Source organism: Stenotrophomonas maltophilia group sp. LNF247 (assembly GCF_054083135.1).
Map to the genome: position 1 here is coordinate 401,190 of NZ_JBSRQL010000001.1, position 15,118 is coordinate 416,307.

14 protein-coding genes are annotated in these 15,118 nt (G+C 66.3%); all 14 read left to right on the forward strand.

Going from position 1 to position 15,118, the window contains the following annotated elements; translation table 11 throughout:
- The first annotated feature begins 27 nt into the window (after window positions 1-27).
- The 14 genes from flgB (at window position 28) to ACTXG9_RS01955 (ending at window position 14,751) form a co-directional block, all read left to right on the forward strand.
- Window positions 28-423 (forward strand): flagellar basal body rod protein FlgB, encoded by a 396-nt coding sequence (flgB, locus tag ACTXG9_RS01890; RefSeq protein WP_206621685.1) that lies wholly within the window; start codon window positions 28-30, stop codon window positions 421-423.
- 3 nt (window positions 424-426) lie between these two features.
- Window positions 427-834: a flagellar basal body rod protein FlgC gene (flgC, locus tag ACTXG9_RS01895; protein ID WP_005409575.1), complete on the forward strand. Its 408-nt coding sequence runs from the start codon at window positions 427-429 to the stop codon at window positions 832-834.
- A 23-nt stretch (window positions 835-857) separates the two neighbouring features.
- Window positions 858-1,541, forward strand: coding sequence for a flagellar hook assembly protein FlgD (locus ACTXG9_RS01900; RefSeq protein ID WP_019659621.1), 684 nt, complete (start codon window positions 858-860; stop codon window positions 1,539-1,541).
- Between the two features lie 32 nt (window positions 1,542-1,573).
- Entirely contained in the window at window positions 1,574-2,797 is a 1,224-nt protein-coding gene (gene flgE, locus ACTXG9_RS01905; protein WP_019659620.1) for a flagellar hook protein FlgE, read from the forward strand.
- Between the two features lie 32 nt (window positions 2,798-2,829).
- On the forward strand, window positions 2,830-3,579 hold the full coding sequence (locus tag ACTXG9_RS01910) for a flagellar basal body rod protein FlgF (RefSeq protein WP_019659619.1): 750 nt from the start codon (window positions 2,830-2,832) through the stop codon (window positions 3,577-3,579).
- A 102-nt stretch (window positions 3,580-3,681) separates the two neighbouring features.
- Window positions 3,682-4,467 carry a flagellar basal-body rod protein FlgG gene (gene flgG / locus ACTXG9_RS01915; RefSeq protein ID WP_101765416.1) on the forward strand — a complete coding sequence of 262 codons (786 nt, stop codon included), beginning with the start codon at window positions 3,682-3,684 and terminating at the stop codon, window positions 4,465-4,467.
- Window positions 4,468-4,489: 22 nt separating this feature from the next.
- Window positions 4,490-5,182: a flagellar basal body L-ring protein FlgH gene (flgH, locus tag ACTXG9_RS01920; RefSeq protein WP_019659618.1), complete on the forward strand. Its 693-nt coding sequence runs from the start codon at window positions 4,490-4,492 to the stop codon at window positions 5,180-5,182.
- 2 nt (window positions 5,183-5,184) lie between these two features.
- Window positions 5,185-6,321: a flagellar basal body P-ring protein FlgI gene (locus ACTXG9_RS01925; protein ID WP_019659617.1), complete on the forward strand. Its 1,137-nt coding sequence runs from the start codon at window positions 5,185-5,187 to the stop codon at window positions 6,319-6,321.
- Between the two features lies 1 nt (window position 6,322).
- On the forward strand, window positions 6,323-7,522 hold the full coding sequence (flgJ, locus tag ACTXG9_RS01930) for a flagellar assembly peptidoglycan hydrolase FlgJ (protein WP_111104199.1): 1,200 nt from the start codon (window positions 6,323-6,325) through the stop codon (window positions 7,520-7,522).
- A gap of 8 nt (window positions 7,523-7,530) precedes the next feature.
- On the forward strand, window positions 7,531-9,411 hold the full coding sequence (gene flgK / locus ACTXG9_RS01935; protein WP_021201758.1) for a flagellar hook-associated protein FlgK: 1,881 nt from the start codon (window positions 7,531-7,533) through the stop codon (window positions 9,409-9,411).
- The gene (flgL, locus tag ACTXG9_RS01940; RefSeq protein ID WP_111104201.1) at window positions 9,408-10,610 is read left to right on the forward strand and encodes a flagellar hook-associated protein FlgL; all 1,203 of its coding nucleotides are present in this window, start codon (window positions 9,408-9,410) and stop codon (window positions 10,608-10,610) included. The genes flgK and flgL overlap by 4 nt, the downstream gene beginning before the upstream one ends.
- A gap of 395 nt (window positions 10,611-11,005) precedes the next feature.
- Window positions 11,006-12,223 carry a flagellin gene (locus ACTXG9_RS01945; protein ID WP_111098332.1) on the forward strand — a complete coding sequence of 406 codons (1,218 nt, stop codon included), beginning with the start codon at window positions 11,006-11,008 and terminating at the stop codon, window positions 12,221-12,223.
- Between the two features lie 72 nt (window positions 12,224-12,295).
- A complete protein-coding gene (locus tag ACTXG9_RS01950; protein ID WP_111098333.1) occupies window positions 12,296-13,486 on the forward strand; it encodes a flagellin in 1,191 nt (396 codons plus the stop codon).
- Between the two features lie 86 nt (window positions 13,487-13,572).
- Window positions 13,573-14,751, forward strand: coding sequence for a flagellin (locus ACTXG9_RS01955; protein ID WP_057501107.1), 1,179 nt, complete (start codon window positions 13,573-13,575; stop codon window positions 14,749-14,751).
- The last annotated feature ends 367 nt before the right edge of the window (window positions 14,752-15,118 follow it).

Below are 15,118 nucleotides of genomic sequence, written 5' to 3' on the forward strand. Positions count from 1 at the left end.
CGGGCAACGTTCCCGTGGGAGTGCACCGTGCGCAACCTGATTACCGACTACCTGGGCGTCCACGCCCAGACCATGCCGTTGCGCGAACAACGGATGAAGCTGATCGCCAGCAACCTCGGCAATGCCGATACGCCCGGCTACAAGGCCCAGGACCTGGACTTCGACGCCGCGCTGCGCCATGCCCAGGGGCAGGATGCCAATGGCCTGATGGCCACCACCCATGAGCAGCACTACGAAATCAGTAGCGGCCTGAACCCGTTCCAGATCGCGCGCGAAGGCGTGCAACCCAGCCTGGACGGCAACACCGTCGATCCCGATGCCGAGCGTGCCGCCTATGGCCGCGCCGCGCTTGAGTACCGCGCCTCGCTCAGCTTCGTCGAGAGCAAGGTGCGTTCCATGCTGACCGCGATCACGGGGCAATAAGCCATGAGCAACCTGCCGATCTTCGATATCGCCGGTTCCGCGCTGCAGGCGCAGTCGGTGCGCATGAGCACCATCGCCTCCAACCTCTCCAACGCCGACACCGTCGCCGGTTCCGCCGACGCCGTGTACAAGCCGCTGGAACCGATCTTCCAGGCTGTCACCAGCAAGAACGATCCGAACATCACCTCGGTGAAGGTGAAGGAGATCACCCAGAGCGATGCGGCGCCGATCAAGCGCTATGAGCCGGGCCACCCGCTGGCCGATGGCGATGGCTACATCTACCAGCCCGACGTCGACCCGGTGGCGCAGATGGTCAACCTGATCTCGACCTCGCGCAATTACCAGGCCGGCGTGGAGATGCTGACCACCGCCAAGGAACTGGCCCTGGCCACCCTGACCATGGGCCGCTGAGGCCCGCAGTACCGGATACCGCCATGACCACCGCCGTCAACAACCAGACCAACCAGGACGTCTATACCGCACTTGGTCTGAACGCCCCGAACAGCAACGCCACCAAGAAGAAGAACACGCTGGACCAGGCCGATTTCCTGCGCCTGATGACCGAGCAGCTGCAGCACCAGGACCCGCTGAAGCCGATGGACAACACCCAGATGGTCGCGCAGATGGCGCAGATGTCCACCGTGCAGGGCATCACCGATCTGAACAAGACGGTGAAGGGCTTCCAGGAGTCGATGGCCAGCGACCAGGTGCTGCGTGGCGCGGCACTGGTCGGCCACCAGGTGCTGGTGCCGTCGGAAAAGCTGGTACTGGAGAAGGAGGGCAGCGTCGAAGGCACGGTGGCCGCGCCGTCGGCCGGCATCATCACCGTGGACATCACCGATGCCAACGGCGCCAAGGTCACCTCGCTGAGCGTGGAAGCCACTGCCGCCGGCGAAACCGCCTTCCAGTGGGACGGCAAGGACGCCAACGGCAAACGCATGGAGCCGGGCAAGTACTCCATCGTCGCCAACCATGTCGATACCGCCGGCAAGAGCACCAAGCTGTCCACCTACGTGCAGGCGCCGGTGGAAAGCGTGACCGTCGGTTCCGACGGCCTGTACCTGAACCTCAAGGGCCTGGGCACGGCCCCGATCGACTACGTGCTCCGCGTCAGCTGAGCCGCACATCCCGCATCAACCAGGAGCATCCCATGGGCTTCAATGTCTCGCTGTCCGGCATCAATGCCGCCAACACCGACCTGAGCGTCACCGCCAACAACGTCGCCAACGTCAACACCACCGGCTTCAAGCAGTCGCGCGCCGAGTTCGCCGATCTGTTCGCCTCCACCAGCTATGGCCTGTCGAAGAACCAGACCGGCTCGGGTGTGCGCGTTTCCAACGTCGCCCAGCAGTTCATCCAGGGCCACAACGAGCAGACCGGGCGCAGCCTGGACATGGCCATTTCCGGTGAGGGCTTCTTCACCATGAACATGAACGGTTCGCGGGTGTATTCGCGTGCCGGCAACTTCCAGACCGATTCGGCCGGCTACGTGGTCAATCCGCAGGGTGCGCGCCTGCAGGTGTTCGCACCGAATGCCGATGGCACCAACTTCGACGCCGGCCGCCTGGTCGACCTGCAGCTGCTGACCACCGACAGCCCGCCGAAGCAGACCAGCGAAGTGAAGGTCGGCTTCACCCTGCCGGCCAACGCCAAGCAGCCGACGGTGGCCACCTTCGACCCGGCCGATTCCAACAGCTACAACCATTCCAGCGGCGGCATCACCGTGTACGACTCGCTGGGCGTGAGCCACATCCAGGTCTCGTACTTCGTCAAGGGAGCCAACCCCAACGAATGGACCGTGCACAACTATGTCGATGGCCAGCCCGCTGGCACCCCGACCGCGGTCACCTTCGACAACAGCGGCAAGCTGACCGCCCCGGCCAACGGCAAGGTCGGCCTCGGCACGTTCACCCCCACCACCGGCGCCGGCCAGCTGAACATGACGCTGGATATCAACGGCTCGACCCAGTACGGCGAGAAGTTCGCGCTGCGCAACACCCAGCAGGACGGTTATGCCGCCGGCAAGCTCAATGAAATCACCGTGTCCGAATCCGGCGTGGTCTACGCCCGCTATTCCAACGGCGACGACAAGCCGCTGGGCCAGGTCGCACTGACCACCTTCAACAACACCCAGGGCCTGGAATCGAAGGGCAACAACCTGTGGGTCGAGACCTTCGAGTCGGGCACGCCGCGCACCGGCATGCCCGATACCTCCAACCTCGGCAAGATCCAGGCAGGTTCGCTGGAAGCGTCCACCGTCGACCTCACCGAGCAGCTGGTCAACATGATCACCGCGCAGCGCAACTTCCAGGCCAACGCACAGATGATCACCACCCAGGACCAGATCACCCAGACGGTCATCAACATCCGTTGATGACCCGCTGACCCTGTCACGGAACTCCCCGCATGGATAAAGCCCTTTACGTGGCGATGACCGGTGCCCGCGCCTCCCTGCAGGCGCAGGGAACGCTCAGCCACAATCTCGCCAACTCGGACACCCCCGGCTTCAAGGAAGCGCTGGCCAACACCGAAGCCTTCCCGATCCGCGGCCCCGGCTTTGCCTCGCGGGTGGATGCGCTGCACGTCGACGCTGGCTTCAACCGCACGCCCGGCGCGCAGCACATCACCGGCAAACCGCTGGACCTGGCGCTGCAGAGCGGCACCTGGCTGGCGGTGCAGGCCAGCGATGGCAGCGAGGCGTATACGCGCGGCGCGGCCTTGTCGGTCACCCCCAATGGCCAGCTGGTGACCTCCGGCGGCCGCACGGTACTGGATGACAACAACAACCCGATCGCCATTCCGCCCTACCAGGCGATGGAGATCGGTGCCGACGGCACGATCTCGATCATCCCGCAGGGTGAAGGCCCGCAGACCATGGCGCAGATCGGCCGGATCAAGGTGGTGCAGGCACCGGACGAGCGCCTCGAGCGCGGCCTGGATGGCCTGTTCCGCAATACCGACCCGCAACAGCCGTTCGCACCGGCACAGGGCACCGCAGTGCACAGCGGCCAGCTGGAAGGCAGCAACGTCGATGCGGCCGGGGCACTGGTGCAGATGATCCAGCTGCAGCGCCAGTACGAAATGCAGGTGCAGGTGATCAAACACGGCGACGAAAACGCGCGCAGCGCCAACAGCATGCTGCGCCTGGGCAGTTGACGGAATTCCGGCGCCGGCGGATGCCGGCGCTGGCACACCGCTTGCACACCCGCATACAAGGGCCGCACCACGCGGCCGGTTTCACCAGACAGGACATCGAAGATGAACCAGGCATTGTGGATCGCGAAAACCGGACTGGATGCGCAGCAGATGCGCATGTCGGTGGTTTCCAACAACCTCGCCAACACCAACACCACCGGCTTCAAGCAGGACCGTGCCAGTTTTGAAGACCTGCTGTACCAGCAGGTGCGCCAGCCCGGCGGCTCTTCGTCGGCGCAGACGCAGCTGCCGACCGGCCTGCAGCTGGGCACCGGCGTGCGCGTGGTAGCAACCGCCAAGAACTTCGAACAGGGTAGCCAGCAGCAGACCGGTCGCGCCCTGGATGTGATGGTCAACGGCCGCGGCTTCTTCGAAGTGCAGATGCCCGACGGCAGCTCGGCCTACACCCGTGATGGCTCGTTCAAGATCAACCAGGACAGCGAGCTGGTCACCAACAGCGGCTACCCGGTGCAGCCGGGCATCCAGATTCCCGAGGGCGCGCAGTCGGTCACCATCGGCAGCGACGGCACCATCAGCGTGAAGATGGCCGACAACGCCGCGTCGGTGGAAGTCGGTGCGCTGACCCTGACCGACTTCGTCAATCCGGCCGGCCTGCAGGCGCGCGGCGAGAACCTGTTCCTGGAAACCACGGCCTCGGGCCCGGCCCAGAACGGTAATCCCGGCCTGAACGGCCTCGGCACCGTGGTGCAGGGGGCGCTGGAAGGCAGCAACGTCAATGTGGTGGAAGAGCTGGTGTCGATGATCGAAACCCAGCGCGCCTACGAAATGAATGCCAAGGCGATCTCCACCACCGACTCGATGCTCGGCTATCTCAACAACAAGATCTGACCGGCCCAACCGGGAAACCGCCATGTCGCCCATTTCCAACTTCGCCCGCACTGCCCTCGCCTGCACCGTGGCCGCCCTGCTCGGTGGCTGCGTGATCGCGGGCGACGTGCGCCCCTACCCGGCGATGGCGCCGATCCAGCCGATCATGCCGCCGCAGGCCGCGCCCACCGCCGGGGCGATCTATGCCGCCGGCCCGACCCTGCAGCTGTATTCAGACCGCCGCGCACGCGATGTCGGCGACCTGCTGACCATCACCCTGCTGGAAAGCACCACCGCGCAGACCAGTGCAAACACCGCCACCAACAAGGAGTCCAACCTGAGCCTGGGCAGCCCGAGCATCTTTGGCGCGCCGGTCACCCTGGGCGGCAAGGACATCCTCAGCGCTAGTGCGGAAGGCAAGCGTGATTTCACCGGCAAGGGCAACAGCGCGCAGAGCAACCGCCTGCAGGGCAGCGTTACGGTCACCGTGATCCAGCGCCTGCCCAACGGCAACCTGGTGGTGCAGGGGCAGAAGAACCTGCGGCTCAACCAGGGCGATGAACTGGTGCAGGTGCAGGGCATCGTGCGCCCTGGCGACATCAGCCAGGACAACACCATTCCCTCCAGCCGCGTAGCCGAGGCCCGCATCGTCTACGGCGGCCGCGGACCGGTCGCGCAGTCCAACGCGATGGGCTGGCTGAGCCGCTTCTTCAATTCCGGCCTGACGCCGTTCTGAGTATGGCCATGAAACTCCTCCCCTCTTCTTCCTGGCAGCGCCGCGTGGCGTCGTTCGTCGCGCTGATGCTGATGGTCGTGGCAGCCCCGGCCAGCGCCGAGCGCATCAAGGACCTGGCACAGGTCGGCGGCGTGCGTGGCAACGCACTGGTTGGCTACGGCCTGGTGGTCGGCCTGGATGGCAGCGGCGACCGCACCAGCCAGGCGCCCTTTACCGTGCAGAGCCTGAAGAACCTGCTCGGCGAACTGGGCGTGAACGTGCCGCCGAACGTCAACCCGCAGCTGAAGAACGTGGCCGCCGTTGCGATCCATGCCGAGCTGCCGCCGTTCGCCAAGCCCGGCCAGCCGATCGACATCACGGTGTCCTCGATCGGCAACGCGGTGTCGCTGCGCGGCGGCTCGCTGCTGATGGCCCCGCTGCGCGGGGCCGACGGGCAGATCTACGCCATCGCCCAGGGCAACCTGATCGTGGGTGGCTTCGGTGCGCAGGGCAAGGATGGTTCCCGTGTCTCGGTGAACGTGCCCAGCGTCGGCCGTATTCCCAACGGCGCCACCGTGGAGCGTGCCCTGCCCGATCCGCTGGCCAACGGCGGCGACATCACCTTGAACCTGCACAACAACGATTTCACCACGGTCTCGCGCATGGTCGCCGCGCTCAACAACGCCTTCGGCGAAGGTGCGGCACGCGCGATCGATGGCGTGACCGTCGCGGTCACCGCGCCGACCGACCCCGGCGCACGCGTCGGCCTGCTGGCGCGCATCGAGAACCTGGAACTGACCCCGGGCAGCGCCCCGGCCAAGGTGGTGGTCAATTCGCGCACCGGCACCGTGGTCATCGGCCAGCAGGTGCGCGTGGGACCCGCGGCGATCTCGCACGGTTCGCTGACCGTGACCATCCAGGAAAACACCAACGTCAGCCAGCCCAATGCCCTGTCCGGCGGCCGCACCGTGGCCAGCCCGCAGTCCACCATCACCGCCACCAACGACGGCAGCCGCATGTTCAAGTTCAGCGGCGGCACCACCCTGGACGAGATCGTGCATGCGGTGAACGCCGTAGGTGCGGCACCGGGCGACCTGATCGCGATCCTGGAAGCCCTGAAGCAGGCCGGCGCATTGAGTGCCGAGCTCGAGGTGATCTGACATGCGCATCAATCCCGCATTCGACCTGCACCCGGCGCAACAGAACGATCCGGCAAGGATCGACAAGGTGGCGCGCCAGCTGGAAGGCCAGTTCGCGCAGATGCTGGTAAAGAGCATGCGTGACGCCAGCTTCGGTGACTCGCTGTTTCCCGGCGAGAACAAGATGTTCCGCGAGATGTACGACCAGAAGATTGCCGAGGCGATGACCCGCGGCAAAGGCCTGGGCCTGTCCAGCATGATCAGCCGGCAGCTGTCCGGCCAGGCCGCCGATGGCCCGGCGCTGGATACCCGCGTGGATCCGGCCAAGGCCAGCCGTGCTTACCAGCTCAATGCACCGGCCAGGCCGGCACCGTCGCTGCCACTGGAAGACGGCAGCCAGGCGGTGCGCCTGCTGCAGCAGATGGCCGCCGGTGCGCAGCACGGTGCGCAGGCGGCAGTGGCGCCGATGGAGCAGGCCCTGGACCTGATCGCCGGGCGCGAGAGCAGCAGCATGCACCGCTCGCTGGGCACCGACGATCCGTACATCGGCAGCCTGCAGGGCGAGGACTGGGCCGCCAACAGCGACCAGTGGTCGGCCACCGCCAGCAACCGCGGCACCGCGATCAGCCCGGCCGATGCGATGGCGACCCGCACCGCTGTCGCCCAGCTCGGCGAGCACACCCCGGAAGGCTTCGTCGCCAGCATCTGGCAGCACGCGCAGCGTGCGGCCAAGGAACTGGGCGTGGATGCCCGCGCCCTGGTCGCCCAGGCCGCGCTGGAAACCGGCTGGGGCAAGCGCCACATCAAGCACGCCGACGGCAGCACTTCGCACAACCTGTTCGGCATCAAGGCCAATGGCTGGAGCGGCCAGCGCGCCGTAGCCGGCACCCATGAATATGTCGATGGCGTGCGCCGCAACGAGACCGCCAGCTTCCGCGCCTACAGTTCGCCGGCCGAGAGCTTTGCCGACTACGTGCGCCTGCTGAAGACCAGCCCGCGCTACCAGCAGGCCCTGCAGGCCGGCACCGACGTGCAGGGCTTCGCCCGTGGCCTGCAGCGCGCCGGCTATGCCACCGATCCGCGCTACGCGGCCAAGATCGCCGCGATCGCCGGCGGCCCGACCATCGAGCGCGCCGTCGCCGCCGTGGCAGACGCCGGCTCGCGCCTTGGCCAGACCTTCGCCAGCACCGCGACCGCGGCGCTGGGTATCACCCGTCGTTGAGGAATCCCATGTCCAGCGTACTTTCCACCGGTACCGGTGCCCTGCTCGCCTTCCAGCGTGCGTTGGCGACCACCAGCCACAACGTGGCCAACCTCAATACGCCCGGCTACAGCCGGCAGAAGGTCAACTTCGCCACCGCCGATCCGCAGAACTATGGCTACGGCACGGTCGGCAACGGTACCCGCATCACCGACATCCGCCGCACCGCCGACCAGCTGGCCATCTCGCGCCTGCTCGACAGCAGCGGTGAACTGGCGCGCCTGAAACAGCTTTCGGGAATGGCCGACCGGGTCAACGCGCTGTTCTCTGATGCGGCCACGAATGTCTCTGGTGTGTGGTCGAACTTCTTCGACTCGGTCAGTGGCCTGTCCTCCAATGCCTCCGGCACGGCCGATCGCCAGAACATGCTCGATGGCGGCAAGGCCCTGGCCAACCGCTTTGTGCAGCTCAACACCCACCTGAACAACCTCAACAGCGAGGTCAACAACGGCCTGCTGGCCGGTGCCACCGAGGTCAACCGCCTGGCGCAGGAGATCGCGCAGATCAACGGTGCGATCGGCACCAACATCGCCACCGCCGCGCCCGACCTGCTCGATCGGCGCGACCAGCTGATCACCCAGCTGATCGGCTACACCGGCGGCACCGCGGTGATCCAGGACGGCGGCATCATGAATGTCTACACCGCCGGCGGCAACGCGCTGGTGGTGGGCACCACCGCGACCAAGGTCACCACCGTGGCCGACCCGTACCAGCCCGAGCGCCTGCAGCTGGCCCTGGAAACGCAGGGCAACACCATCCGCCTCGACCCGAAGGCAGTAGGCGGCCAGATCGGCGGCCTGATGGAGTTCCGCGACACCGTGCTGACCCCGGCCCAGGCCGAACTGGGCAAGTTGGCTGTCGGCCTGGCCGAGACCTTCAACCAGGCCCATCACCAGGGCGTGGACATGTATGGCCAGCTCGGGGGCGACTTCTTCAACATCGGCAACCCGCGCGTCACCGCCAACAACGCCAACACCGGCACCGCCAGCCTCAGCGCCACCTATGGCGACCTGGGCAAGCTGGACGCGCAGAACGTGGTGCTGCAGTTCGATGGCAGCAACTGGAAGGCCAGCCGGGCCGACACCGGCGCCAGCGTTCCGCTGGCCGGCACCGGCACCGCCGCCGATCCGCTGGTGATCAACGGCGTCACGCTGGTCGTGGGCGGCACCCCCGCTGCCAACGACCGATTCCTGCTGCAGCCCACCGCAGGCGTCGCCGGCAGCATGGAGATCGCCATCACCGATCCGTCCCGGATTGCAGCCGCTGCCGCGGTAAAGGGCGCCGCCGCGACGGCCAACACGGGCACCGGCAAGCTGAGTGGCGTGACCGTGACCGATTCGAGCAACGCCAACCTGCGCAATCCGGCCGCGATCGTGTTCACCTCGGCCACCACCTACACCATCGATGGTGGCCCGCCGCAGACCTACACGCCCGGCCAGACCATCAGCGCCAATGGCTGGAGCTTCGTGCTGGACGGTGCGCCGAAGGTCGGCGACACCTTCAACATCACCCCGACGCCGGCCGGCTCCTCCGACAACAGCAACGCCTCCAGGCTGGCCAAGGTCGAGAGCGCCAAGGCCTTCAATGCCGGCACGGTGACGCTGAACGGCGCGCTGGGTGGCCTCACCACCCAGGTGGGTGCTGCGGCCCGTTCGGCCGAGTACTCGCTGGAAGCGCAACTGGTGATCAACGACAAGGCGCAGGAAGCGCGCGATGAAGTGTCCGGCGTCAACCTGGACGAGGAAGCGGCCGACATGCTGCGCCTGCAGCAGGCCTACCAGGCCGCCTCGCAGCTGATCTCCACCGCCGACAGCATGTTCCAGACCATCCTGGGAGCCGTCCGCCGATGAGCAGCCGCATCTCCACCAGCATGATGTACAACCAGTCGGTGTCGCTGATGATGGCCAAGCAGGCCAAGCTCAGCCACCTGGAGCAGCAGATCGCCACCGGCAGCAAGATCGTCTCCGCAAAGGACGATCCGGTCGGGGCCGGCGCAGCGGTCGGACTGGACCGCAGCCTGGCCGCACTGGAACGGATGAAGCTCAACGCCGGCAACGTGCAGAACCGGCTGGGCGTGCAGGAAAACACCCTGGCCCAGGTCAATGATCTGATGGGGCGCGTCAACGACCTGACCATCCAGGCCAGCAACCCCGCCCTGAGCGCGTCCGACAAGAAGACGCTGATCACCGAACTGAACCAGATCCGCGACGGCCTGCTGTCGCTGGCCAACGCCGAGGACGGCACGGGTCGCTATGTATTCGGCGGCACCAACGACGGCGATCCGCCGTTTGCCAGGATCAATGGCAAGGTGGTCTACCGCGGTGACCAGACCCAGCGCCAGATCGAGGTCGGCCCCGATACCTACGTGCGCGATGCCCTGCCCGGCAGCGAGATCTTCATGCGCATCCCCACCGGCGATGGCTTCGTCGATGGCGGTGCCGCAGCGGGCAACACCGGTAACGGCGTGCTGACCAACATCACCCGCGATGGCAGCGACAGCTGGAACGGGCAGTCCGTCAGCATCCGCTTCACCGCTGCCGACCAGTACGAGGTGCTGGATGGCGCCGGCAACGTGACCGGCACGGGCACCTTCAAGGCAGGTGACAACGTGGAAGTGAACGGCGTGCGGCTGCAGATTACCGGCGCGCCGGCAGCGGGCGACAGCTTCAACGTGAAGCCGGCGAGCAGCCGCGACATCTTTGACACCATGGACAAGCTGATCGCCGCACTGGATGCCGACACCGGCACCACCGCGAAGATGAGCGCCCAGCAGAACGAACTGCAGAGTGCATTGCGTGACGTGGCGCGCGCGTCGGAGCGGATGATCGATTCGCGTGCGGCCGGTGGCGCGCAGCTGAAGGCACTGGACAACGCCGCCGACATGCGCGAAGCCAACAGCGTGACGCTGAAAACCACGCTGTCGCAGATGCGCGACCTGGACTACGCCGATGCGCTGAGCCAGTACCAGTTGCAGAGCACCGCGCTGCAGGCGGCACAGACGATCTTCTCGCAGATGCAGTCGATGTCGCTGTTCAACAAGATCGGCTGACAGCGCCCCCGCCTCAGCCCCGAAAGGCCGCGATGCTTGCATCGCGGCCTTTCTCGTTTCCGTGGCCCGTCGCCGCGAAGCATTCCAGACAGCGCTCGGCGGATTTTTCGTGATTGCCCATCAAGCCCGGCCCCACCCCGCCGATACCTTCATCAGCGCTGGTTGGGCCTGCCCAACCGCCCCTTCCGGGTGCGCCTTCATGCCCCTCCAGGGTTGAAAAACCCCGGAAAAACAGCCTCCGGCAACGAATTACGACTTCAACGGAATTCACGGCTAAAGGTTGTTGACAAAGCGCCGTTATTCATTTGGCAACGGCGAAGCACACAGCCACACAAAAAAACAGGCGGCGCTTCGCTTCATTCACCAACGGGTTCCATATAAGAGGAGACGACCCCATGGCACAGGTAATCAACACCAATACGATGTCGCTCAACGCTCAGCGCAACCTGAGCACCAGCGGCAGCTCGCTCGCTACCACCATCCAGCGCCTCTCGTCCGGCCTGCGCATCAACAGCGCGAAGGACGACGCGGCCGGCCTGGCCATCAGCGAGCGCTTCACCACCCAGATCCGCGGTCTGGACGTGGCCATCCGCAACGCCAACGACGGCATCTCGCTGGCCCAGGTCGCCGAGGGTTCGCTGAACGAAGTCGGCAACAACCTGCAGCGCATCCGCGAACTGGGTGTGCAGGCCTCCAACGCCACCAACTCGGCCAGCGACCGCAAGGCCCTGCAGGCCGAAGTGACCCAGCTGGTCTCGGAAATCGATCGTGTGGCCAAGCAGGCCGACTTCAACGGTACCAAGCTGCTGGACGGCAGCTTCACCAGCCAGCTGTTCCAGGTGGGCGCCAACGCCGGCCAGGCCATTGCCATCAACAGCGTGGTCAACGCCAAGGCCGATTCGCTGGGGGCTGCCACCTTCGCCAACGGCTACACCGGCACCGCGCTGGCGGTGGACAAGGCCACGGCCGACACCACCTACTCCGGCCTGCAGGTCTCGGTCACCCCGCCGGGTGGCACCGCCACCACGGTCACCATCAGCGACTTCACCGTGAAGGCCGGCGAGTCGATCACCTCGGCCACCGCTGCGGCGATCAACAACAAGCTGGGTGAAACCGGCGTGGTGGCCTCGGTCAATGCCGGCGTCATCAGCCTGGCGTCGGTCAAGGATGGCCAGACCTTCGCCCTGGGCGTCAGCGCAGCAACCCCGCCGGCCGGCGTCACCGCCGCGACCATCGCCGGCCTGGGCCTGACCGAGAACAGCACCAACGGCGGCACCCTGACCGGTGCAGCGGTCAGCTTCGTCAAGGACCTGAACGTCACCACCGCCGAGGGCGCGCAGAAGGCGATGTCGATCGTCGACAAGGCCCTGGAGTCGGTCAACAGCGTCCGCGCCGACCTCGGCGCCATCCAGAACCGCTTCACCTCGGTGGTGGCCAACCTGCAGACCTCCTCGGAGAACCTGTCGGCCTCGCGCAGCCGCATCCGCGATACCGACTTCGCCAAGGAAACCGCCGAGCTGACCCGCACCCAGATCCTGCAGCAGGCCGGTACGGCCATGCTGGCCCAGGCCAACCAGGTACCGCAGAACGTGCTCAGCCTGTTGCAGCGCTGACATGAGCCGCCCCCGGGGCACGTCGGGGGCGTCTAACCCAACTCACGTGCAACCGCTCAAGGACCTCTCCTCATGGCACAAGTCATCAACACCAATACGATGTCGTTGAATGCTCAGCGTAACCTGAGCACCAGCGGCAGCTCGCTGGCCACCACCATCCAGCGCCTGTCCTCCGGTTCGCGCATCAACAGCGCCAAGGACGACGCCGCCGGCCTGGCGATCTCCGAGCGCTTCGGCACCCAGATCCGCGGTACCGACGTCGCCATCCGCAACGCCAACGACGGTATCTCGCTGGCCCAGGTCGCCGAAGGCTCGCTGACCGAGATCGGCAACAACCTGCAGCGCGTCCGCGAGCTGTCGGTGCAGGCCTCCAACGCCACCAACTCGGCCAGTGACCGCAAGGCGCTGCAGGCCGAAGTGACCCAGCTGGTCTCGGAAATCGACCGCGTCGCCAAGCAGTCGGACTTCAACGGCACCAAGCTGCTGGACGGTTCGTTCTCGAGCCAGCTGTTCCAGGTGGGCGCCAACGCCGGCCAGGCCATCGCCATCGACAAGACCATCGACGCCAAGGCCAACGCCCTGGGTGGTGCCCGCTTCGACACCAACGCGCTGGCCCTGGCCGATCCGGGCACCAACGCTGACTTCAGCATCACCGGCCTGTCCATCAATGGCGTGGCCATCGCTGACGTCTCGGTCAAGCAGGGCGCCGACGCCGCTGCCACCGGCAAGGCCTCGCGTGAAGCGCTGGTGACCGCGATCAACGCCAAGATCGGCGAGACCGGTGTCTACGCCGAAGTGAACGGCACCGCCGGCGTCACCCTGACCTCGGTCAAGGACAGCGCCAACGCTGATGGCTCGTTCAAGGCGATCACCGCGACCCCCGGCACCTGGGCAGGCAACACGCAGGCGACCTTCACGGCCACTGCCGATGCTGCGGCGCCGGCCGCCAAGTACGCCAGCAACCTGGACGTGAGCACCGTGAAGGGCGCCCAGCAGGCAATGGAAATCGTCGACAAGGCCCTGGGTGCGATCAACAGCACCCGCGCCGACCTCGGCGCGATCCAGAACCGCTTCACCTCGGTCGTGGCCAACCTGCAGACCTCGTCGGAAAACCTGTCCTCGTCGCGCAGCCGCATCAAGGACACCGACTTCGCCAAGGAAACCGCCGAGCTGACCCGCACCCAGATCCTGCAGCAGGCCGGTACGGCCATGCTGGCCCAGGCCAACCAGGTGCCGCAGGGCGTGCTCAGCCTGCTGCGCTGATCCGCGCTCTGCTCGACCTCCGGGCGCCGCATGAAGCGGCGCCCGGCTCCTGAAACACGTCCCACCTTCGCCAAAGGAAAAGCACCATGGCACAAGTCATCAACACCAACACGATGTCGCTGAATGCTCAGCGCAACCTGAGCACCAGCGGCAGCTCGTTGGCCACCACCATCCAGCGCCTGTCCTCCGGTTCGCGCATCAACAGCGCCAAGGACGACGCCGCCGGCCTGGCGATCTCCGAGCGCTTCGGCACCCAGATCCGCGGTACCGACGTCGCCATCCGCAACGCCAACGACGGCATCTCGCTGGCCCAGGTCGCCGAAGGTTCGCTGACTGAAATCGGCAACAACCTGCAGCGCGTCCGCGAGCTGTCGGTGCAGGCCTCCAACGCCACCAACTCGGCCAGCGACCGCAAGGCACTGCAGGCCGAAGTGACCCAGCTGGTCTCGGAAATCGACCGCGTCGCCAAGCAGTCGGACTTCAACGGCACCAAGCTGCTGGACGGCTCGTTCTCCAGCCAGCTGTTCCAGGTTGGTGCAAACGCCGGTCAGTCCATCGCCATCGACAAGACCATCGATGCCAAGGCCGGCTCGCTGGGCACCTCGACCTTCGCCACCGGCGCGACCGCTGCCCTCACCGCCAGCACCGACGGTGCGCGCTTCTCGGGCACGGTGATGGGCGTGGACATCGGTACCGTCGAAGTCAAGGCCGGTGCCACCACCGCCGACGCGTCCAAGGCCGTAGCAACCGCCATCAACGCCAAGATCGGCGAGGCCGGCATCTACGCCGAAGCCAACGCCGACGGCACGCTGAAGCTGAGCTCGGTGAAGGAAGGCAAGGCCGTTGCCACTGCCGACATCGCCCTGATGCGCAGCGACTACGACGCCACTGCCAAGACCTGGGGCACTGCGGCCGCCGCCGGTGCCTACACCGCCGGTGCTGACACTTCGGCCAACGTGCAGAAGCTGGACGTGAGCACCGTGCTCGGCGCGCAGCAGGCCCTGGAAGTGGTCGACAAGGCCCTGGGTGCGATCAACAGCACCCGCGCCGACCTCGGTGCGATCCAGAACCGCTTCACCTCGGTCGTGGCCAACCTGCAGACCTCGTCGGAAAACCTGTCCTCCTCGCGCAGCCGCATCAAGGACACCGACTTCGCCAAGGAAACCGCCGAGCTGACCCGCACCCAGATCCTGCAGCAGGCCGGCACGGCCATGCTGGCCCAGGCCAACCAGGTGCCGCAGGGCGTGCTCAGCCTGCTGCGCTGATCCACGGCAAGAAGGCGCCGCTACCGTCGAAGTGAATCGACGGTAGCGGCAACCTGGAAGCCATGGTGCTCGAAGGCGCGGGCCATGCCCGGCCCGGGAAACCTCCCGAACCGGCTCGGCATCGCCCGCTCCTGCGGACCTCTCTTTCAGCGCTGTACCTTTGACTGTACGTACCGGGCGGCTTCGTCTCCCCCCGATTGTCAGTAGCCTGATCCCTCCCCTGCATTGGGGGAGGGCTTTTTGCAGACCCCCGGCAGCCTGCGGTGAATGTCCCCGCACCCTGCCCCAACCCTCCTGCAATCTGCGTGCCAGAACCTGCGCCAGACCATTGGCACGGCGCATGCATCAACGAAGTCCTCAAGACCCA

Bases quoted from the DNA above. Each gene is read 5' to 3' on its own strand.
- flgJ (WP_111104199.1), top strand. From the start codon at position 6,323: ATGCGCATCAATCCCGCATTCGACCTGCACCCGGCGCAACAGAACGAT.
- flgL (WP_111104201.1), top strand. From the start codon at position 9,408: ATGAGCAGCCGCATCTCCACCAGCATGATGTACAACCAGTCGGTGTCG.
- ACTXG9_RS01955 (WP_057501107.1), top strand. From the start codon at position 13,573: ATGGCACAAGTCATCAACACCAACACGATGTCGCTGAATGCTCAGCGC.
- ACTXG9_RS01950 (WP_111098333.1), top strand. From the start codon at position 12,296: ATGGCACAAGTCATCAACACCAATACGATGTCGTTGAATGCTCAGCGT.
- ACTXG9_RS01900 (WP_019659621.1), top strand. From the start codon at position 858: ATGACCACCGCCGTCAACAACCAGACCAACCAGGACGTCTATACCGCA.
- flgE (WP_019659620.1), top strand. From the start codon at position 1,574: ATGGGCTTCAATGTCTCGCTGTCCGGCATCAATGCCGCCAACACCGAC.
- flgC (WP_005409575.1), top strand. From the start codon at position 427: ATGAGCAACCTGCCGATCTTCGATATCGCCGGTTCCGCGCTGCAGGCG.
- ACTXG9_RS01925 (WP_019659617.1), top strand. From the start codon at position 5,185: ATGGCCATGAAACTCCTCCCCTCTTCTTCCTGGCAGCGCCGCGTGGCG.
- ACTXG9_RS01910 (WP_019659619.1), top strand. From the start codon at position 2,830: ATGGATAAAGCCCTTTACGTGGCGATGACCGGTGCCCGCGCCTCCCTG.
- flgK (WP_021201758.1), top strand. From the start codon at position 7,531: ATGTCCAGCGTACTTTCCACCGGTACCGGTGCCCTGCTCGCCTTCCAG.
- flgH (WP_019659618.1), top strand. From the start codon at position 4,490: ATGTCGCCCATTTCCAACTTCGCCCGCACTGCCCTCGCCTGCACCGTG.
- flgG (WP_101765416.1), top strand. From the start codon at position 3,682: ATGAACCAGGCATTGTGGATCGCGAAAACCGGACTGGATGCGCAGCAG.
- ACTXG9_RS01945 (WP_111098332.1), top strand. From the start codon at position 11,006: ATGGCACAGGTAATCAACACCAATACGATGTCGCTCAACGCTCAGCGC.